The organism is Bradyrhizobium betae (assembly GCF_004123905.1).
GTDB classification, from domain to species: domain Bacteria; phylum Pseudomonadota; class Alphaproteobacteria; order Rhizobiales; family Xanthobacteraceae; genus Bradyrhizobium; species Bradyrhizobium betae_A.
In genome coordinates, this window is record NZ_MZXW01000016.1 from 38,570 (window position 1) to 57,654 (window position 19,085).

17 protein-coding genes are annotated in these 19,085 nt (G+C 64.9%); 9 read left to right on the forward strand and 8 right to left on the reverse strand.

The features are described from left to right. The first annotated feature begins 78 nt into the window (after positions 1–78). The 6 genes from rlmH to B5V03_RS10345 all read left to right on the forward strand — a co-directional run bounded on the left by rlmH (position 79) and on the right by B5V03_RS10345 (position 5,784). Positions 79–561: a 23S rRNA (pseudouridine(1915)-N(3))-methyltransferase RlmH gene (rlmH, locus tag B5V03_RS10320; protein ID WP_129269791.1), complete on the forward strand. Its 483-nt coding sequence runs from the start codon at positions 79–81 to the stop codon at positions 559–561. A 33-nt stretch (positions 562–594) separates the two neighbouring features. Further along, on the forward strand, positions 595–1,914 hold the full coding sequence (locus B5V03_RS10325) for a murein hydrolase activator EnvC family protein (RefSeq protein ID WP_129269793.1): 1,320 nt from the start codon (positions 595–597) through the stop codon (positions 1,912–1,914). After that, entirely contained in the window at positions 1,911–3,269 is a 1,359-nt protein-coding gene (locus B5V03_RS10330) for a S41 family peptidase (protein ID WP_129269795.1), read from the forward strand. The genes B5V03_RS10325 and B5V03_RS10330 overlap by 4 nt, the downstream gene beginning before the upstream one ends. A 146-nt stretch (positions 3,270–3,415) precedes the next feature. Then, positions 3,416–4,642: a divergent polysaccharide deacetylase family protein gene (locus B5V03_RS10335; protein WP_129269797.1), complete on the forward strand. Its 1,227-nt coding sequence runs from the start codon at positions 3,416–3,418 to the stop codon at positions 4,640–4,642. A 73-nt stretch (positions 4,643–4,715) separates the two neighbouring features. Continuing rightward, the gene (locus B5V03_RS10340; RefSeq protein ID WP_129269799.1) at positions 4,716–5,219 is read left to right on the forward strand and encodes an RNA pyrophosphohydrolase; all 504 of its coding nucleotides are present in this window, start codon (positions 4,716–4,718) and stop codon (positions 5,217–5,219) included. A 64-nt stretch (positions 5,220–5,283) separates the two neighbouring features. After that, a complete protein-coding gene (locus B5V03_RS10345) occupies positions 5,284–5,784 on the forward strand; it encodes an RNA pyrophosphohydrolase (RefSeq protein WP_129269801.1) in 501 nt (166 codons plus the stop codon). Positions 5,785–5,857: 73 nt separating this feature from the next. Here B5V03_RS10345 and B5V03_RS10350 read toward each other — a convergent pair whose 3' ends face one another. The 6 genes from B5V03_RS10350 to B5V03_RS10375 form a co-directional block, all read right to left on the reverse strand. Next, positions 5,858–7,540 carry an adenylate/guanylate cyclase domain-containing protein gene (locus B5V03_RS10350; protein ID WP_129269803.1) on the reverse strand — a complete coding sequence of 561 codons (1,683 nt, stop codon included), beginning with the start codon at positions 7,538–7,540 and terminating at the stop codon, positions 5,858–5,860. A gap of 150 nt (positions 7,541–7,690) precedes the next feature. Further along, a complete protein-coding gene (locus tag B5V03_RS10355; RefSeq protein WP_129269805.1) occupies positions 7,691–8,098 on the reverse strand; it encodes a F0F1 ATP synthase subunit epsilon in 408 nt (135 codons plus the stop codon). Between the two features lie 86 nt (positions 8,099–8,184). Beyond that, positions 8,185–9,627, reverse strand: coding sequence for a F0F1 ATP synthase subunit beta (gene atpD / locus B5V03_RS10360; RefSeq protein WP_129269807.1), 1,443 nt, complete (start codon positions 9,625–9,627; stop codon positions 8,185–8,187). A 52-nt stretch (positions 9,628–9,679) separates the two neighbouring features. Next, the gene (locus B5V03_RS10365) at positions 9,680–10,555 is read right to left on the reverse strand and encodes a F0F1 ATP synthase subunit gamma (RefSeq protein WP_129269809.1); all 876 of its coding nucleotides are present in this window, start codon (positions 10,553–10,555) and stop codon (positions 9,680–9,682) included. Positions 10,556–10,728: 173 nt separating this feature from the next. Further along, positions 10,729–12,258 (reverse strand): F0F1 ATP synthase subunit alpha, encoded by a 1,530-nt coding sequence (gene atpA / locus B5V03_RS10370; protein WP_129269811.1) that lies wholly within the window; start codon positions 12,256–12,258, stop codon positions 10,729–10,731. Then, a complete protein-coding gene (locus tag B5V03_RS10375; RefSeq protein WP_129269813.1) occupies positions 12,258–12,818 on the reverse strand; it encodes a F0F1 ATP synthase subunit delta in 561 nt (186 codons plus the stop codon). Before B5V03_RS10375 ends, atpA begins: the two co-directional genes overlap by 1 nt. Before the next feature lie 660 nt (positions 12,819–13,478). Here B5V03_RS10375 and B5V03_RS10380 point away from each other — a divergent pair. Then, a complete protein-coding gene (locus B5V03_RS10380) occupies positions 13,479–13,988 on the forward strand; it encodes a septal ring lytic transglycosylase RlpA family protein (protein WP_129269815.1) in 510 nt (169 codons plus the stop codon). A gap of 389 nt (positions 13,989–14,377) precedes the next feature. On the opposite strand, the gene B5V03_RS10385 is transcribed toward B5V03_RS10380, so the two are convergent. Further along, positions 14,378–16,588, reverse strand: coding sequence for a primosomal protein N' (locus tag B5V03_RS10385; RefSeq protein ID WP_129269817.1), 2,211 nt, complete (start codon positions 16,586–16,588; stop codon positions 14,378–14,380). Between the two features lie 122 nt (positions 16,589–16,710). On the opposite strand from B5V03_RS10385, the gene B5V03_RS10390 reads away from it, so the two are divergent. Together B5V03_RS10390 and B5V03_RS10395 are read left to right on the forward strand one after the other, a co-directional pair. Next, on the forward strand, positions 16,711–17,676 hold the full coding sequence (locus tag B5V03_RS10390) for a tyrosine recombinase XerC (protein WP_129269819.1): 966 nt from the start codon (positions 16,711–16,713) through the stop codon (positions 17,674–17,676). Between the two features lie 111 nt (positions 17,677–17,787). Next, positions 17,788–18,378 carry a DUF4337 domain-containing protein gene (locus B5V03_RS10395; protein ID WP_129269821.1) on the forward strand — a complete coding sequence of 197 codons (591 nt, stop codon included), beginning with the start codon at positions 17,788–17,790 and terminating at the stop codon, positions 18,376–18,378. Between the two features lie 153 nt (positions 18,379–18,531). On the opposite strand, the gene B5V03_RS10400 is transcribed toward B5V03_RS10395, so the two are convergent. Continuing rightward, on the reverse strand, positions 18,532–19,062 hold the full coding sequence (locus tag B5V03_RS10400) for a hypothetical protein (RefSeq protein WP_129269823.1): 531 nt from the start codon (positions 19,060–19,062) through the stop codon (positions 18,532–18,534). Positions 19,063–19,085: the final 23 nt, after the last annotated feature.

The following is a 19,085-nucleotide window of genomic DNA, read 5'->3' on the forward strand; positions in this document are numbered from 1 at the left end:
CGATTTCGAATCGGCTGATGCGCATGCTAGCGTCGTGCGCGCGCAATTTGCGTGCGGCCTTGAAAGCACGACTCCAAGATGCGTATTGCTGTCATTGCGGTGGGCCGGCTGAAGCAGGGCCCCGAACGGGAGCTTGCCGACCGCTATTTCGAGCGGTTCGACGAGGCCGGCCGCAAGCTCGGATTCCGCGAGCTGCTGATCCACGAAATCCCCGAGAGCCGCGCGCGCGACACCGCGACGCGGATGGCCGAGGAAGCCGCGGCGATCTCCGCGCACCTTCCGGAAAAATCGATCCTGGTGGCGCTGGACGAGCGCGGCCAGAATCTCGATTCCACCGTATTCGCACGGCATCTCGGGCGCTGGCGCGACGAGGGGGCCGGACATACTATCTTCGTGATCGGAGGGGCGGACGGACTTTCGCCCGAATTGCGCCGTAAGGCCAAGCTCGCGATCGCGTTCGGCTCTGCGACCTGGCCGCACCAAATGGTCCGCGTCATGCTTCTGGAACAGCTTTATCGGGCCGCCACCATTCTGGCCGGCCACCCCTATCACCGCGCGTGATGCGCGCCACAACGAGCACCTTTGTCTAGAGCGATGCGAGCGCCTGTCATCAACCTGCTGCTGATCGCGAGCGTGTCAGGCGCAAGCCTCGCGCAAGCTCAGTCGCCGGCGCCGCAGACCGCAGCCGTCTCGCCCGACGCGATCAAGCAGCGCGAGCAGGAGCTGGAAGCCGCGCGCGCGAGCAAGAAGAGTGCGGAAGAGGCGCAGGCCAAGCTGAAGTCGGAGATCTCTTCGCTCGGCCAGGACCGCACCCAGCTCAATCAGCAATTGATCGACACCGCCGCCAATGTGCGCGCCGTCGAAACCAAGATCGACGAAGCCGAAACGCGGCTGAAGACGTTGAACGGCCGCGAGCAGCAGATGCGCTCTTCGCTTGATTCGCGCCGCGCCGACATCGTCGAGGTGCTGGCAGCGTTGCAGCGCGCCGGCCGGCGCACGCCGCCGGCGCTGCTGGTCCGCCCCGAAGACGCGCTGCAATCCCTGCGCACCGCGATGCTGCTCGGCGCCGTCGTGCCGGAATTGCGCGGCCGCGCGGAAAAGATCGCAGGCGAGCTCGGCGAGCTCGTGGCCCTGCGCAAGACCATCGCCGCCGAACGCGATCAGCTCGCCTCCGATCGCGACAAGGTTCGCACCGACCAGACCCGACTCACCGCCCTGGTCGACGAGCGGCAACGCCAGCAGGCCTCGCGCGAAAAAGACCTCGATGCCGAGAACGCGCGCGCGATCACACTCTCAAGGCAGGTCGGCGATCTCCAGGGGCTGATCGCCAAGATGGAGCAGGACCTGCAAAGCGCCGCCAAGGCTGCCGAGAAGGCGGCCGAGGCCGCAAGGCAGGCCGAGGCAAAAGCCGCCGCCAACGCCAAACCCGGCCCGGGCACTTTCAAGGACCGGTCCCGGACCACCCCGGCGATCGCCTTCGCGTCGGCCAAGGGCCTCCTGCCGCTTCCGGTTAACGGTAACAAGATCAGGGACTTTGGCGGTTCCGACGGGGTCGGCGGGGTCCAGAAGGGCATTTCGCTGGCAACCAAGCCCGGCTCCCAGGTCACAACGCCGTGTGACGGCTGGGTGGTCTATTCAGGCCCGTTCCGCAGCTATGGACAACTCTTGATCCTCAACGCCGGTGGCGGGTATCATGTCCTGATCGCCGGGATGGAGCGCATTTCGGTCAACATCGGTCAGTTTGTGCTCACGGGGGAGCCGGTGGCGACGATGGGGTCGACCTCTCAAGTCGCTTCCATTCTCGCCACGAACGCGAGTCAACCTGTGCTGTATGTCGAGTTCCGTAAGGACGGCACTCCAATCGATCCAGGCCCATGGTGGGCCGCAAATGAAGGCGAGAAGGTTCGCGGATGATGCGCAAGACTTCAGTTATCCTCCTCAGCGCGGCCACCGGTGCGGCGCTGACGCTGTTCGTGACCCAGCCGCGCGCGGTCTTCATGGGCTCCAGCGCACGGGCCGCGACCGCAGACACCTATCGCCAGCTCAATTTGTTCGGCGACGTCTTCGAGCGCGTGCGCTCCGACTATGTCGAGAAGCCCGACGACACCAAGCTGATCGAATCGGCCATCAGCGGCATGCTCACCGGCCTCGATCCGCATTCGAGCTACATGGACGCCAAGAGCTTCCGCGACATGCAGGTGCAGACCCGCGGTGAGTTCGGCGGCCTCGGCATCGAGGTCACGATGGAAGACGGCCTGATCAAGGTGGTCTCGCCGATCGACGACACGCCCGCCTCGCGCGCCGGCGTCATGGCCAACGACATCATCACCAATCTCGACGACGAAGCGGTGCAGGGCCTGACCCTGAACCAGGCGGTCGAGAAGATGCGCGGCCCCGTCAACACCAAGATCAAGCTGAAGATCATCCGCAAGGGCCAGGATAATCCGATCGACGTCACGCTGGTGCGCGACAACATCCGGGTCCGCTCGGTGCGCGCCCGCATCGAGGCCGACGACATCGCCTATATCCGCATCACCACCTTCAACGAGCAGACCACCGAAGGCCTGAAGCGCGAGGTCGCCAACCTCTCGAATCAGATCGGCGACAAGCTCAAGGGCTACGTCATCGACCTCCGCAACAACCCGGGCGGCCTGCTCGAGGAAGCGGTCACTGTCTCCGACTCGTTCCTGGAGAAGGGCGAGATCGTGTCGACCCGCGGCCGCAATGCCGAGGAAACCCAGCGCCGCGCCGCGCATGCCGGCGACCTCACCAAGGGCAAGCCTGTCATCGTGCTGGTCAATGGCGGCTCGGCCTCGGCGTCGGAAATCGTCGCCGGCGCGCTGCAGGACCACAAGCGCGCGACCATCGTCGGCACGCGCTCGTTCGGCAAGGGCTCGGTGCAGACCATCATTCCGCTCGGCTCGGGCAATGGCGCGCTGCGTCTGACCACGGCGCGCTACTACACGCCGTCGGGCAAGTCGATCCAGGCCAAGGGCATCGTGCCCGACATCGAGGTGCTGCAGGACGTGCCGGACGAGCTGAAGTCGCGCACCGACACCAAGGGCGAGGCTTCGCTGCGCGGCCATCTCAAGAACGACGGCGATGAGAAGACCGGCTCGCAGTCCTACGTCCCGCCGGACGCCAAGGACGACAAGGCGCTCAAGCTCGCCGACGATCTGCTCCACGGCATCAAGAACAGCGCCTCCGCGGCGCCGACGCCGGGCAACGACAACAAGGCCACGGCCGACAGGCCGAAGGCGGCGAACTAGGTCGGCGCGATCCACGCGATCTCACGAAAGGGCGGCTCCCAGAGCCGCCCTTTTTGCTTGGAACGCTGACATCCCCGGCCTCTCCCGGCCTGCCGCCGCTTGACCCCGGCGTGGTATCGTCATGGGTGAGTGATTCGGGATCGCGCATGACTGAAACGGCCGATGATCTGAGCACCCCGCTCGGACAGGACAAGCCGCGCCGAAAACGGCGGCTGCGGCTTCCGTTCACGGCCATGCAGCTGCTCGCCACCCTGCTCGGCCTGTTCCTGGTCGCCTTTGCCGGCTTCGCCATCTTCAACAAGGATCCGCTCGGCGGCGAGCCGATGACGCGGCTCGCGATTCGCGAACCCGGCAAGGCCGCCGACGAGAAACCCGCGGCCTCCGGCCATGGCCAGGAGACCAAGCAGGAGAACAAGCACGAGACCAAGGAAGCGCCGAAGCAGGCGGGCGACCAGAAGACCGTCACCATGATCGACGGCTCTACGGGTGCGCGCCACGACGTGGTGATCGGCGCCGGCGATGCCGCCGACAAGGGCGAGGCGGCGGCCGCTTCCGCTCCGCCGCCGGTCATGGCCGGGATCGACCAAAAACTGCTGGAGAAATCGCGCTACGGCATGATCCCGGTGGTCGCCGGCGACCTGAAGCCGTTCAACGTCTATGCGGCCGAGGCCGACCGCGCCAAGGCCGCCAAGATGCCGGTGGTCGCGATCGTGATCGGCGGCCTCGGCGTCGGCGCCGCCAAGACCACCGACGCGATCATGAAGCTGCCGCCGGCGGTGACGCTGGCGTTCACGCCTTATGGCTCCGATCCGGGAAAGCTCGCCGAGCGGGCCCGCGCCCAGCGCCACGAGATCTTCCTCCAGATCCCGATGGAGCCCTACGACTTCCCGGACAACGATCCGGGGCCGCAGACCCTGCTGACCTCGCTCAGCGCCGACCAGAACATGGACCGCCTGTACTGGCATCTGAGCCGAATGCAGGGCTATGCCGGCCTCGCCAATTTCATGGGCGCCCGCTTCATCGCGACGGATGCGGCGATGCAGCCGATCATCCGCGAGGCGGCCAAGCGCGGCCTCGGCTTCTTCGACGATGGCGCCTCGCCCCGCAGCATCGCGCCCCAGGCCACCGCCAGCGCGGCGATGCCGTTCGGCAAGGGCGACATCGCGATCGACGCAGTTCCGACCCCGACCGAGATCGACCGCGCCCTGAACAAGCTCGAATCGGCGGCTCGCGAGCGGGGCGTCGCCGTCGGTACCGCCTCGGCCCTGCCCGTCTCGATCGAACGCATCGGCGCCTGGACCAAGACATTGGGCGACCGAGGTATCCTTTTGGTGCCATTGACAACCGCGATGCTGAAATCAAAATCCAGCTAAATCAACGGATTGGTATGGCAGGGGTCCGGCGGGCCTGTTCGAGCCCTACCGAGAGCACAAGAGGTCTGGCGGAATGGCGCGTTACGAGGATCTGCCCTACCGGACCTGCGTTGGCGTGATGCTGATCAACACGAAGGGGCTGGTGTTCATCGGCCGCCGTGCCGGTGGCATCGACCCTATCGACGACACCCATGTCTGGCAGATGCCGCAGGGCGGCGTCGATCCCGGCGAGGACAATTGGGCCGCCGCCAAGCGTGAACTCTACGAGGAGACCAGCGTGCGCTCGGTCGAGCGGCTTGGTGAGGTCCAGGACTGGCTGATCTACGATATTCCGCGCACGGTCGCGGGGCGCGCCTGGAAGGGCCGCTATCGCGGCCAGCGCCAGAAATGGTTCGCGGTCCGCTTCACCGGCAAGGACAGCGAGATCAATGTCGAGAACCCCGGCGGCGGTCACAAGGCCGAATTCGTCAGCTGGCGCTGGGAACCGATGAAGAACCTGACCGAGCTGATCATTCCGTTCAAGCGCCCGGTCTATGAGCGCGTGGTGAAGGAATTTTCTGCGCTGGCGGACCAGTAAATCAAATTGTCATCCCGAGTTCGGTGCTAAGGCATCGCCTGGAATGACGACGAGAGATCCGCGCGTGACCAATGAAAAGCCCTACCGTCCCAATGTCGGCATTGCGCTGTTCAATGCCGAAGGCCGCGTGCTGATCGGCCATCGCTTCAAGGGCGACGGACCCGAGATCATCCTGCCGGGCCTCGACTGGCAGATGCCGCAGGGCGGCGTCGACGAGGGCGAGGATCTGCGCGATGCGGCGATGCGCGAGCTCTGGGAAGAGACCAGCGTCAAGAGCGCGAGCTATCTTGGCGAGACGGACTGGCTCACCTACGAGTTCCCGCCTTACGACGGACCCCAGACGCATCGGCTGGCGAAATTCCGCGGCCAGCGGCAAAAATGGTTCGCGCTGCGCTTCACCGGCAAGGACGACGAGATCGACCCGCTGACGCCGCGCAACGACCAGCCGGCGGAGTTCGATGCCTGGCGCTGGGAGCGGCTCGAGCGTGTCCCCGATGTCGTCGTGCCGTTCCGGCGCGAGGTTTATCAGGCCGTGGCGAAGCAGTTCGCGCCCTTCGCAAACTGAAACTGCGAAACAACCCCATGCACAGTGGAATGGGTTTGAAATCATTAGGGGATTTTCGCCGCGATCGGCGGCCCTAATTCGTCGGCCCCACCGTGAACGGGCCGATCGCGATGACGTGGCAGTCGCTGTCGCGCTTGACGCAGTCGGCGAGGGCGGAATTGACCGCGGTCTGCTCATCTGCGGCCTTCAGGCCGAGGCCGGGCCGGCCCGCGGTGCCGACCGCGACGGCGTTCCAGCCCATGGCATCGCCGAGCTTGCGTACGACCTCGTCGCGGGCGTCCGCCACGATCGAGGAATTGCTGGCAGCATGGAAGAAGCCGGTGATCCTGAGCAGGGTCGGGATCGGCACGACAAAATTATCGTCGACCGCGACGATCATGCAGGCGACGCCGGCGATCGCGCCGCAGGATTCCAGCGAACGCCGCGCCGCATCGTCGGTTGATGGTGCGCCCAACGTCATGAAATATTGACCGCCCGGGCCGAGCGCGACCGTCCGCGATTTCGCCGCCGGCACAAACATGTTCTCGAGCCGGACCTTTGCCGGATCCCGCACCATCGGAAAATCCTTCGACACGAAGGCCCGCTCGGTCATGGCATCGTGCCGGAAAAAAGGAGACGGCGGCATCGGCGGCTTGCCGTGCGTGTAGACCACATTGTTGCCGACCGCATAGAGCTCGCAGCGCCGCGGCGATTGCGCGGCATCGGCGCGCTTCTGGCACTGCTCGAGCGCGCCGTTGCGCGCGGCCTCTTCGCTCGGCTGGTTCAACACCGAGCCGGTGAAGCCGCCGATATTGAGTGCGAAGGCCTTGTAGTCACCGGAGGCGGAGTAGTCGCCCGCCAGATAGCTGCGCACGCGCTCGTTGATGAAGGGCACGCTGTCGGCAGCAAGCTTGCCTGTGAGCTGCGATGCGGATGGTGACGGCGCGGGCACCGGCGCCATGGCGGCGCCGGCATTCGACGGAGCCATCTGCGCCTTGGCGAGCTGGGTCGGCGCGGGAGCCGGAGCTGGACTCGGCGCCGCAGCCACTGCCGTCGGCGCCGGGATCGGTGCAGCACTTGGCGCGGCGGCCGGCGTCACGGCCGCGGTGACCGTCTGCTTGAGCTTGGTGTTGTAGAGGAAGCCGGTGACAAGGATGGCGACGACCGAGACGATTGCAACCACCAGCGGCCACATCCACACGGGTGCCGCGGCCATCTTGGAGGCCGCCTTCTTCACCTTCGGCGTGGTGTAGGTCCCATCCTCGCGCCGCATCGCCACCATGTAGGCGTGCACCGGCGTCGGGATGTTCTTCACTTCCTGTGCGCCGATATCGGCAAACTGCACCGACAGCTTGTTGGCGACCTGCTCGTGCACGGCGCGGGAGACGCAGATGCCGCCGACCTCGGCGAGGCCCTCCAGCCGTGCTGCGATGTTGACGCCATCCCCTAGGAGATCGCCGTCGCGCTCGACCACGTCGCCGATGGTGATCCCGATCCGGAACGACATCTGCCGGCTCGGCGGATAGGCCATGTTGCGGGTTCGCAAGGATTCCTGGATGTCGATCGCGCAGCGCACCGCGTCGACGGCGCTCGGAAATTCCGCGAGCACGGCGTCGCCCGCCGTATTGAAGATGCGCCCGTTTGCCTTTGCGATGAAGTCGTCGATGACTTCACGGTAGGACGCCAGACGCCGCAGCGTCTCCTCCTCGTCTTCCGCCACAAGCCTTGAATAGCCGGCAATATCGGCCGCGAAAATCGCTGCGATCTTGCGCTTCATCTGCGACCCGCCTTGGAACCTCATCCGCGGCGGCAGAATGCCGCTATCTCCGGCGCGGCGCAACAAAGTTTCAGCGCCCGCCACTTTCGTGACGAGCGCTGAGCCTGTTCAGGAATTTTAGGCTTGAGCCCCGGAGCAGTGCGCCGGGGCTTAATGCATAGCCGTGGAGTTGAGCTGCTGCTGGATGCTCTTGTAGTGGTCGAGCCGCTCGATGGCCTGATCGAGCTCGCCGCCTTCGTGCTCCTTCAGACCCTCTTCCATCTCCGAGATCGTCGCGGCGAATTGCGCGCGGTCGAGTTCGGCCAGCGACGTTGCGACGTCGGCGAGCACGGTCAGGCCCTTTTCGGAGACTTCGGCGAGGCCGCCGAGCACGATGACCTTCTCGTGGCGGCCAGCGGTGGTGATGGTGAGGATGCCCGGGCGGATTGCAGCCACGACCGGGGCATGTCCTGCCAGCACGCCGAAATCACCCTCGATGCCGGGGATGTCGACCTGGTCGACCTCGCCCGAGAATGCGAGCTTTTCCGGTGAGACGAGATCGAAGTGAAAGGTGGCCATGGAGAACCTGCGAATGGTGAGTAGCGAATGGCGAGTGCAAAAACAGGGAGCGGCTGTTCGCCACTCCCCATTCGCAATTCGCCAGTTTAGGCTGCTTCCGCCGCCAGCTTCTTGCCCTTCTCGACGGCTTCTTCGATGGTGCCGACCATGTAGAAGGCGGCTTCGGGCAGGTGATCGTACTTGCCTTCGCAGAGGCCGCGGAAGCCCTTGATGGTGTCCGCGAGGTCGACGAACTTGCCGGGCGAGCCGGTGAAGATTTCGGCGACGTGGAACGGCTGCGACAGGAAGCGCTCGATCTTGCGGGCGCGGGCCACCGTCAGCTTGTCCTCTTCCGAAAGCTCGTCCATGCCGAGAATGGCAATGATGTCCTGGAGCGACTTGTAGCGCTGCAGCACCTGCTGAACCATGCGCGCGGTGTCGTAATGCTCCTGACCGACGACGAGCGGCGAGAGCATGCGCGAGGTCGAGTCGAGCGGGTCCACGGCCGGGTAGATGCCCTTTTCCGAGATCGCGCGGTTCAACACCGTGGTCGCGTCCAAATGCGCGAACGAGGTCGCGGGCGCCGGATCGGTCAAGTCGTCGGCCGGAACGTAGATGGCCTGCACCGAGGTGATCGAGCCCTTCTGCGTGGTGGTGATGCGCTCCTGGAGCGCGCCCATGTCGGTGGCGAGCGTCGGCTGATAACCCACGGCCGAAGGAATACGACCCAACAGAGCCGACACTTCCGAGCCGGCCTGGGTGAAGCGGAAGATGTTGTCGACGAAGAACAGCACGTCCTGGCCCTGGTCGCGGAAATGTTCGGCGACGGTCAGACCGGTGAGGCCGACGCGGGCGCGGGCGCCCGGGGGCTCGTTCATCTGGCCGAACACCAGCGCGCACTTCGACTGCACGCTCGGATCCGGATTGTGCGGATCGGCATTGACCTTGGACTCGATGAACTCGTGATAGAGGTCGTTGCCCTCGCGGGTACGCTCGCCGACGCCTGCGAACACAGAGTAACCGCCGTGCGCCTTCGCGACGTTGTTGATCAGCTCCTGAATCAGCACCGTCTTGCCGACGCCGGCGCCGCCGAACAGGCCGATCTTGCCGCCCTTCGCATACGGAGCCAAGAGATCGACGACCTTGATGCCGGTGACGAGAATTTCAGCTTCGGTCGACTGGTCGGTGTAGCTCGGCGCTTCCTGGTGGATGGCGCGCTTGCCTTCGGCCTGGATCGGACCGGCCTCGTCGATCGGCTCGCCGATGACGTTCATGATGCGGCCGAGCGTGCCGGCGCCCACCGGAACCGCGATCGGCTGGCCGGTGTCGGTCACTTCCTGGCCGCGGACCAGACCTTCGGTCACGTCCATCGCGATGGTGCGCACGGTGGATTCACCGAGATGCTGCGCAACTTCCAGCACGAGGCGGATGCTGCCGTTCTTGGTTTCCAGCGAATTGAGAATGGCCGGGAGGTGGCCCTCGAACTGAACGTCGACGACGGCGCCCATGACCTGGGTGACGCGACCGACCGGGTTAGCTGCTGTAGCCATGAAGCTCTCCTTCGAAATTCTTTACTTGAACGACCGTCGTTTGGTTCGTGCGTCAGACCGCCTCGGCGCCGGAGATGATCTCGATCAGCTCCTTGGTGATCTGGGCTTGACGGGTTCGGTTGTAGATCTGGGTTTGCTTGCGGATCATTTCGCCGGCGTTGCGGGTGGCGTTGTCCATCGAGCTCATCTGCGCGCCGTAGAACGAAGCGTTGTTTTCCAGCAGCGCGCGGAAGATCTGCACCGCGATGTTGCGCGGCAAAAGGCCCGTGAGGAGTTCGTCCTCCTCCGGCTCATATTCGTAGGACGTCGACGGCGCGTTCGCCGCCTTTTCTTCCACGACCAGCGGAATGATCTGCTGCGCGGTCGGGATCTGGGCGATCACCGACTTGAACTGCGCGTAGAACAGCGTGCAGACGTCGAACTCGCCGGCGTCGAAGCGCGCCAGAACCTTCCTGGCGATGTCCTCGGCGTTGACGAAGCCGAGCTGACGAACGCTGCGCAGGTCGAGATGCTCGACGATCTGCTTGTCGAACAGACGGCGAAGCTGCTCATAGCCCTTGCGGCCGACGCAGAAGAATTTGACGTCCTTGCCCTGCGCCATCAGCGCCTGGGCGCGCTCGCGCGCGAGGCGCACGATCGAGGAGTTGAAGGCGCCGGACAGGCCGCGCTCGCCAGTGCAAACCAGCAGCAAATGAACCTGGTCCTTGCCGGTGCCGGCCAGCAGCGCCGGCGCGCCGGGCGAACCCGCAGCAGCGCTGGCGATGTTGGAGATCACCGCGCTCATCTTGTCGGCATAGGGCCGCGCCGCTTCGGCCGCTTGCTGGGCGCGACGCAATCTGGACGCGGCGACCATCTGCATGGCCTTGGTGATCTTCTGCGTCGCCTTGGTGGAGGCGATGCGGACCCGCATGTCTTTAAGTGACGCCATTCTTCGTTCACCCCGGCGATCAGCCTGTGGCTGGACCGCGACCCTATCTTGTCGTCATGCCCGGGCTTGTCCCGGGCATCCACGTCTTCGTCTCCACGCAGTCAAGGCGTGGATGGCCGGGACTTGAAGTGCGAAGACGCGCTTCGCGCTTCAGCCCGGCCATGACGGCCCACTTATGCGAAAGACTTCGCGAAGCCCTCGACAACCGACTTCAGCTTGCCGGCCGTGTCGTCCGAGAGATCGCGGCTGTCGCGGATCGCATTGAGGATCTCGACGTTCTTGCCGCGCAGCAGCGACAACAGACCATCCTCGAACGCGCGCACCTTGTTGACCGGGAGCGGATCGAGATAGCCGTTGGTACCGGCCCAGATCACGCAGACCTGCTCTTCCATCTTCAGCGGCGCGAATTGCGGCTGCTTCAGAAGTTCGGTCAGGCGCGAGCCGCGATTCAGCAGGCGCTGGGTCGAGGCGTCGAGGTCGGAGCCGAACTGCGCGAACGCCGCCATTTCGCGGTACTGCGCGAGCTCACCCTTGATCTTGCCGGCGACCTTCTTGGTGGCCTTGGTCTGCGCCGACGAACCGACGCGCGACACCGACAGACCGACGTTCACGGCAGGACGGATGCCCTGGAAGAACAGGTCGGTTTCCAGGAAGATCTGGCCGTCGGTGATCGAGATGACGTTGGTCGGGATGTAGGCCGACACGTCGTTGGCCTGGGTTTCGATGACCGGCAGCGCCGTCAGCGAGCCCGAGCCCTGGTCCTTGTTCAGCTTCGCCGCGCGCTCGAGCAGGCGGGAGTGCAGATAGAACACGTCGCCGGGATAGGCTTCGCGGCCCGGCGGGCGGCGCAGCAGTAGCGACATCTGGCGGTAGGCGACGGCCTGCTTGGACAGATCGTCATAGATGATGACCGCGTGCATGCCGTTGTCGCGGAAATACTCGCCCATGGTGCAGCCGGTGAACGGCGCGATGTATTGCATCGGCGCCGGATCGGACGCGGTGGCGGCGACGATGATCGAGTACTCGAGCGCGCCCTGCTCTTCCAGCACCTTCACGAACTGGGCAACCGTCGAACGCTTCTGGCCGATCGCGACGTAGACGCAATACAGCTTGATGTTCTCGTCGGGCTGCGCGTTGAGCGGCTTCTGGTTCAGGATGGTGTCGAGCGCGATCGCGGTCTTGCCGGTCTGACGGTCACCGATGATCAACTCGCGCTGGCCACGGCCGATCGGGATCAGGGCGTCGATCGCCTTGAGGCCGGTCGCCATCGGCTCGCTCACCGACTTGCGCGGAATGATGCCGGGCGCCTTGACGTCGACGCGCATGCGCTTGTCGGCCTGGATCGGGCCCTTGCCGTCGATCGGGTTGCCGAGCGCGTCGACGACGCGGCCGAGCAGGCCCTTGCCGACCGGCGCGTCCACGATGGCGCGGGTGCGCTTGACGGTCTGGCCTTCCTTGATCTCACGGTCGCCGCCGAAAATAACGATACCGACGTTGTCGGTCTCGAGGTTCAGCGCCATGCCGCGCGTGCCGTTCTCGAACTCGACCATTTCACCGGCCTGGACATTGTCCAGACCGTAGACGCGGGCGATGCCGTCGCCGACGGACAGCACCTGTCCGACTTCGGAGACTTCAGCTTCCTGGCCGAAATTCTTGATCTGGTCCTTGAGGATCGCGGAAATTTCCGCGGCGCGGATGTCCATCAGCCTGCCTCTTTCATCGCGTGCTTGATCGAATTGAGTTTGGTGCGAAGCGAACTATCGATCATGCGGCTGCCAAGTTTCACCACGAGGCCACCGATGATCGAGGGGTCGACATTCACGTTGAGCGCGACGTCCTTGCCGGTCACCGACTTCAGGGCAACCTTGAGGGCGTCGAGATTCTTGTCCGAAAGCGCTTCCGCCACGGTGACGTCGGCCGTCACCTCGCCCTTGAACCTTGCGACCAGGGCGCGGTAGGCGCGGATGACGTCAGCCACCGCGAACAGGCGGCGGTTGGCGGTCAGCACTTTGAGGAAATTGGCGGAGATGCCGGCGATACCGGCCTTATCCAGCACGGCCGAAAGGGCCTTGGACTGGGTCTCGGCCGCAAACACCGGGCTGCGGACGAGGCGCTTGAGATCGGCGCTTTCGTTCAGCAGGCCCTCGAACCTCTCAAGATCGGCTTTGACCTCGTCGACCACTTTCTGGTCGCGGGCCAGTTCAAACAAGGCCGTTGCATAACGGCCGGACACACCGGAAACGGAGGTATCTTCTGCAGCCACAGACGCGCTCTTTGTGCTGTCAAATTCGCAAGGGAAAAACCGTCGCCACAAAGCGGCGCCTAGCGATCCAAGCCCTTGGAATTCAAGCGGGACTTCGATTTTCGGCCGACACGGGAAGTGCCGGGTCCGTTAAAATCGCGGCTTTGCTAACATAGCAGGCGCGCACGTGCAACATGACGGCAACTTAAAGGCCCGGCTCTTTCTCGCCAGTTCGTCGCAGTCCACGACGCTTCGACGGTGATCCGGATGACGACCTGCCACGCCACGGAATTGCCGTGAGCCTGACGGCGCCATCCCGCCCATTCGCCTCCCATTCGTTCCCGCCCTCAGCGCATAGCGGCCATGAACACGGATCGCTGAGGCGTGATTCCCGGCGAGTTGCCAACTCCTCCCGAATACTTACGCAATTCTAAACTTGGAATGGAATGACTTTATTTTACAGTATTCAGAAGTAATAATTCGGTTAAGGAGTTATTAAAGCGCAAGCTTACGGAACATCGGCTGCAATATCGATGCCAGTAACAAGATGTTTCATGATGACACGGAACAGATTTACTGCCCAATTCACGCCTCATTGCCCAACGAAACGCCAAATCGCTCACAAACCGATGGGGGCTCCACTGGCCACATATGTGGCAATACTAGCTTAGGGACCACTAAATGCTGTCTTTGAAGACGCTGGGCTCTGTGACCCGGCCGCGTACGGCGATCGCTTTCGTTGCTGCAACTTTCCTCGTTGGTGGAACTGCCACCGAAGCTTCCGCCAAATCCCGGCATCACCACCGGGCCTCTCACCATCATCACCGCCACCACGCCCAGGCTGACATCAACGCGACCTCCGACTGGCGCAACGCCAACGCGGCGATGACGCCGTCGTCGGGCTCGGGCCACAGCTTCTCCGGCATGGCCTCCTATTACGGCAACGAGTCCGGCAGCCGCACGGCCTCGGGCGCGCGCTTCAACCAGAACGCCATGACCGCAGCGCACCGTTCGCTGCCGTTCGGCACCAAGCTGCGCGTCACCCATGGCGGCTCGAGCGTCATCGTCACCATCAATGACCGTGGCCCGTTCATTCGCGGCCGTGTCCTCGACCTCTCCACCGGTGCCGCCCGCGCCATCGGCCTCACCGGCGCCGGCGTCGGCCGCGTCACCGCGGAAGTCGTCTCCTAACGGCGCTCAGCGCCTCACCTCAAAGCGCAGTTCTCGTCATTGTCCGGGGATTCTCGTCATTGTCCGGGGACATGTGAGCGGCGAGATCAGCACGGCCGAAACAAGCCCGCCGTCTTGGGGGACGGCGGGCTTTTTGTTTGCCTTTTCATTAGAGCAGCGGCACTCGTCTCGCTCGTGTCCCGGACGCGCTGCAGCGCGTAGCGTTGCTGCGCAGAGCCGGGACCCAGAAAGCGACACGGACCGCTACGGCATGGGCCCCGGCTCTGCACCGCACCGCCGAAGAGGCGCTGCGCTGCGTCCGGGGCACGAGACTGGGTTTTCGCTCACAGCTGCATCAACACCGTCATCGCGAGCGCAGCGAAGCAATGACGGGGAGAGTGCGGTGGCTTCTACAAAAAGCTCTGCGGATCGATGTCCACTTCGAGCTTCTGATTGCCCTTCGGCTTCGGGCACACCGCGAGCCAGTTGCGCAGATAATCCGAGAGGTCGAAACCGCGCGCCGATTTCACCAGGATGCGGAAACGATAACGGCCCTTGATCACCGCGAGCGGGGCTTCCGCCGGGCCCAGCACCACCACGCGCTCGTCGCGCGGCGCGAGGGCCACGAGCCTGCGGCCAAGGCCCTCGGCGCTCGGGCGGTCGCCGGCCGAGATGATCAGGCTCGCGAGCCGGCCGAACGGCGGATACAGCGTGCGCTCGCGCAGATCGATCTCGCTGTCGTAAAAGGCCTCGCGGTCGCAGGCGATCAGCGCCTTCATCACGGGATGATCGGGCTGGTGCGTTTGCAAATAGCCGACGCCGCGGCCCTGCTCGCGGCCGGCGCGGCCGATCACCTGGTTGAGCAATTGCCAGGTGCGTTCCGCCGCGCGCGGATCGCCATTGCTAAGACCGAGATCGGCATCGACCACGCCAACCAGATTGAGCCGCGGAAAATTGTGGCCCTTGGCGACGAGTTGCGTGCCGATGATGATGTCGACGCGGCCCTCCGCGATCTCGGCAAGCTCGCTGCGCATCGTCTCGATCGAGGTGATGAGATCGCTCGACAGCACCATGGTGCGTGCGTCCGGGAACAGCGCGGCCGCCTCCTCCTGCAAGCGCTCGACGCCCGGCCCGACCGCCACCAGCGATTCTTCCGCCGCGCAATGCGGACAGGTCGGCGGCCGCGGCATCGAGAAGCCGCAATGATGGCAGACCAGCCGCTGGCGAAAACGGTGATCGACCAGCCAGGCATCGCAGATGGTGCAGGCGAAGCGATGGCCGCAGGCACGGCACAGCGTCAGCGGCGCATAGCCGCGGCGATTGAGGAACAGCAGCGCCTGCTCGCGCTTCTCGATCGCTCTTCTGATCTCGGAGGCCAAACGTGGTGAAATATAGCGGCCGCGCGCAGGCGGCTCGCGGCGCATGTCGATGGCCTCGATATGCGGCATATGCTGGCCGCCGAACCGCGACGGCAGCGCGATGCGCTGATAGCGATTCTTGCGTGCATTGACCTCGGATTCGACGGAGGGTGTCGCCGAGGCCAGCACGATCGGAATCTTTGCGATATGCGCGCGCACCACCGCCATGTCGCGGGCGTGGTAATGTACGCCCTCGTCTTGCTTGTAGGCCTGATCGTGCTCTTCATCGACGATGATGAGGCCGAGATTGCCGTAAGGCAGAAACAGCGCCGAGCGCGCCCCGACCACGACCGGCGCGGAACCTTCCGAAATCGCCGCCCAATTGCGCGCGCGGGTGCGCGGCGTCAGCTCCGAATGCCATTCGATCGGCCGCACGCCAAAGCGCTGCGCGAAGCGATCGAGGAACTGGCCGGTGAGCGCGATCTCCGGCATCAGGATCAGCGACTGTTTTCCGCGTCGGATCGCTTCCGCGACCGCCTCGAAATAGACCTCGGTCTTGCCCGAACCGGTGACGCCGTCGAGCAGCGCGACGTGGAACGTGCCGTTGGCCGCGAGCGCGCGCAACGTATCGGCCGCAGCGCGCTGCAGCGGCGAAAAATCCGGCCGGCCGAAATCCGGATCGGGCGCGGGCGGCGGCGCAGGCGGCGGCATCGGCTCGACCGTCAGCGTGCCTTCGTCGACGAGCCCGTCGACCACACCGGCGGAAACGCCGGCTTCCTTGGTGGCTTCCGACTTGCCGTGCAGCAGCCGGTCCGACAGCACCTCGATCAGGCGCTGCCGCGCCGGCGTCAGCCGTTTGGGGGGATCGCCGACCAGGCGCACGCCGGCGCGGACCCGCTCGGGGCCGAGATTCTCGCCCATCCGCAGGCACATGCGCAGCACCATGCCGCGCGGACTGAGCGTGTAATTGGCGACCCAGTCGACGACGGAGCGCAACTCTGGCTTCAAAGACGGAAGGTCGAGCTTCTCGCTGACTTCCTTCAGGCGATTGTGCAGGCGCGGATCGGGATTGGCGTTTTCCGCCCAGACCACGGCCAGCACCTCGCGCGGGCCGAGCGGCACACCGACGAGATCGCCCGCCTTCAACTCCATCCCGCGCGGCACCTTGTAGGAATAGGTCTGGTCGAGCGCGACCGGCACCAGCACGTCGACCATGCGGGTCGCGTTGGCGGGGGTCGTCGTGCTGCGGGACGAGTGATCCATCAATGGTCTTTGGAGGAAGAATCGGAACCTTGGGCCTTGAGGCTAGCGCCCCGGGGCAGCCTTAGCGAACAGTAAACTGGTGTGATGCGATATACTGTGCGGAATCATTACGTCCAGAGCGCATGAGCAAAGCCGCGGCCCCACAAATCGAGCTCGCCAGCGCCGATCCCTCGATCGCGCTGGAGATGACGCGCTGGCTGTCGCATCTCGGCGCCGAGCGGCGGCTGTCGCCGAAGACGCTGGAGGCCTATGGCCGCGACTTGCGGCAGTGCCTGGATTTTCTTTGCGCCTATTGGGGCGAACGCGTGACGCTCGCACGTTTCGCGTCGCTGGAGGCCACCGACGTGCGCGCCTTCATGGCGATGCGCCGCGCTGACGATATTGCGGGACGTTCATTGATGCGCGCGCTCGCGGGCCTGCGCTCGTTCGGCCGCTTTCTCGAACGCGAGGGCAAGGGCAAGGTCGGCGCGCTCTCGGCGATCCGCGCGCCGAAGGTGGCCAAGACCTTGCCGAAGCCGCTGCCGATGGCATCCGCAAAGCGTCTGGCCGATGCCGACGAGCGCGCCGGCGAGGACCGCGAGACCTGGATCCTGGCACGCGACGCTGCGGTGATGGCGCTGTTGTATGGATCGGGCCTGCGCATCTCCGAGGCGCTCGGCCTGAAGCGCCGCGAGGTGCCGCGGCCCGGCGAAGGCGACGTGCTGATCGTCACAGGCAAAGGCAACAAGACCCGCATGGTGCCGGTGCTGCAAAACGTGCTGGCGCTGGTCGACGAATATGTTGGGATGTGCCCGTATCCGCTGCCGGCGGAAGGCCCGATCTTCCTCGGCGCCCGCGGCGGCCCGCTCAGCCCGCGCATCATCCAGCTCGCGATGGAGCGGTTGCGCGGCGCGCTCGGCCTGCCTGACAGCGCCACGCCGCATGCGCTGCGGCATTCCTTCGCCACGCATCTGCTGTCGCGCGGCGGCGACCTGCGCGCGATCCAGGAATTGCTCGGCCATTCCTCGCTCTCGACCACGCAGATCTACACCGGCATCGATTCTGAACGCCTGCTGGAAGTCTATGCGAGCGCGCATCCGCGGCGGTAGACCGCGCTTAATCCTGACATGAAGCTGTCATAGCAGGCTCTCTGGCATGCGTGCCTCTTGCGCGGTGCCTGCGGTTCGGTCAATCGTTGGCAACCGAACAGGAGGGGAATCATGAGCGCACATGAAAGCATGGAGCATGCCGAGCACGCCGAACACGCGTCCGGCTCGAACAAGAAGATCGCCCTCCTGATCGCGGTTCTCGCGCTATTCCTGGCGATCTCGGAGACGCTCGGCAAGGGCGCCCAGACCGAATCGATCAGCAAGAACGTCGAGGGCGCCAATCTCTGGGCCTTCTTCCAGGCCAAGAGTATCCGCCGCACCGTGGTGCAGACTGCGGCCGAGCAGGGCAAGCTCACGCTCGGCTTCGCAACCGACGACGCCACCAAGGCGGCGGTGCAGAAGCAGATCGACGACTGGACCAAGACGGCGGCGCGCTACCGCTCCGAGCCCGAGACCGGCGAAGGCACCGAGCAGCTGGCCGAGAAGGCCAAGCACGCCGAGCACGAGCGCGACGAGGCGACCGCGAAATACCACCATTTCGAGCTGGCGTCGGCCGCCTTCCAGATCGGCATCGTGCTGGCCTCGGCCACCATCATCACCGGCATGATCGCGCTCGCCTATGTCGCCGGCATCCTGACGCTCGCCGGCATCTTCATGACCGCGCTCGGCCTGTGGATGCCGCATATGCTGCATTTGCATTGAGGGTTCTGCGCTATCACGCACGCTCGAAGCCACACAGACAGTGTCATGCCCCGCGAAGGCGGGGCATCCAGTACGCCGCGGCCTTTCGGTATTCGACCGACGTCCCTGGACTACTGGATTGCCCGCCTTGCGGGCAATAACACCGAATATGTGTCAGCGCGCTTCGTGCACGCTCTTGCGGAAACGCTGGATCAAACGCAGCGTCCGTGACGACCAGCCCTCGCCGTTGCCGGCGATCAGCTCGCGGATGCGGCGCTTGATCGGGTCGACCAGCTCGGCTGCCTTTGCGCGCAGCCTCATCACGAGGGCGTAGAGCCGCTCGAACCAGCCCATCTCCATCAGCTTGTCGCGCGTCACGTCGAACACGAAGGCGGTGACGCCGACGCCGAGCAGCTTTGCGAACAGGAACGTGGAGACGCCGGTGAGCCAGTATTCATGCGTGAGCAGATACAGGCCGATCAGCTTGAGCGGAAACAGCGGGATGATCGGCACCGCGAACACGATCAGCGTCATCGCCGGCGGCAGCGCATCGACGCGCTCCGTCAGCCATTGCTTGAAGCGCGCGAGCGGGATGGCTGCGACAACCCGCGCGACAATCGGTTCGAGATGGTCCCACAGCCAGGCTTCGATCAGGAAGATGATCGCCAGCAAGACCCAGACCGGTTGAAGAAGGCGGCGCAGCATGTGTTTCCCGCCCGATTCAGCGC

What these genes read in the sequence shown, in the direction of transcription:
- B5V03_RS10340 (WP_129269799.1), top strand. Translation starts at nt 4,716, where the DNA reads ATGGCGCGTTACGAGGATCTGCCCTACCGGACCTGCGTTGGCGTGATG.
- B5V03_RS10335 (WP_129269797.1), top strand. Translation starts at nt 3,416, where the DNA reads ATGACTGAAACGGCCGATGATCTGAGCACCCCGCTCGGACAGGACAAG.
- atpD (WP_129269807.1), bottom strand. Translation starts at nt 9,627, where the DNA reads ATGGCTACAGCAGCTAACCCGGTCGGTCGCGTCACCCAGGTCATGGGC.
- B5V03_RS10365 (WP_129269809.1), bottom strand. Translation starts at nt 10,555, where the DNA reads ATGGCGTCACTTAAAGACATGCGGGTCCGCATCGCCTCCACCAAGGCG.
- B5V03_RS10330 (WP_129269795.1), top strand. Translation starts at nt 1,911, where the DNA reads ATGATGCGCAAGACTTCAGTTATCCTCCTCAGCGCGGCCACCGGTGCG.
- B5V03_RS10380 (WP_129269815.1), top strand. Translation starts at nt 13,479, where the DNA reads ATGCTGTCTTTGAAGACGCTGGGCTCTGTGACCCGGCCGCGTACGGCG.
- B5V03_RS10390 (WP_129269819.1), top strand. Translation starts at nt 16,711, where the DNA reads ATGAGCAAAGCCGCGGCCCCACAAATCGAGCTCGCCAGCGCCGATCCC.
- B5V03_RS10325 (WP_129269793.1), top strand. Translation starts at nt 595, where the DNA reads ATGCGAGCGCCTGTCATCAACCTGCTGCTGATCGCGAGCGTGTCAGGC.
- rlmH (WP_129269791.1), top strand. Translation starts at nt 79, where the DNA reads ATGCGTATTGCTGTCATTGCGGTGGGCCGGCTGAAGCAGGGCCCCGAA.
- B5V03_RS10395 (WP_129269821.1), top strand. Translation starts at nt 17,788, where the DNA reads ATGAGCGCACATGAAAGCATGGAGCATGCCGAGCACGCCGAACACGCG.
- B5V03_RS10400 (WP_129269823.1), bottom strand. Translation starts at nt 19,062, where the DNA reads ATGCTGCGCCGCCTTCTTCAACCGGTCTGGGTCTTGCTGGCGATCATC.
- atpA (WP_129269811.1), bottom strand. Translation starts at nt 12,258, where the DNA reads ATGGACATCCGCGCCGCGGAAATTTCCGCGATCCTCAAGGACCAGATC.
- B5V03_RS10355 (WP_129269805.1), bottom strand. Translation starts at nt 8,098, where the DNA reads ATGGCCACCTTTCACTTCGATCTCGTCTCACCGGAAAAGCTCGCATTC.
- B5V03_RS10350 (WP_129269803.1), bottom strand. Translation starts at nt 7,540, where the DNA reads ATGAAGCGCAAGATCGCAGCGATTTTCGCGGCCGATATTGCCGGCTAT.
- B5V03_RS10385 (WP_129269817.1), bottom strand. Translation starts at nt 16,588, where the DNA reads ATGGATCACTCGTCCCGCAGCACGACGACCCCCGCCAACGCGACCCGC.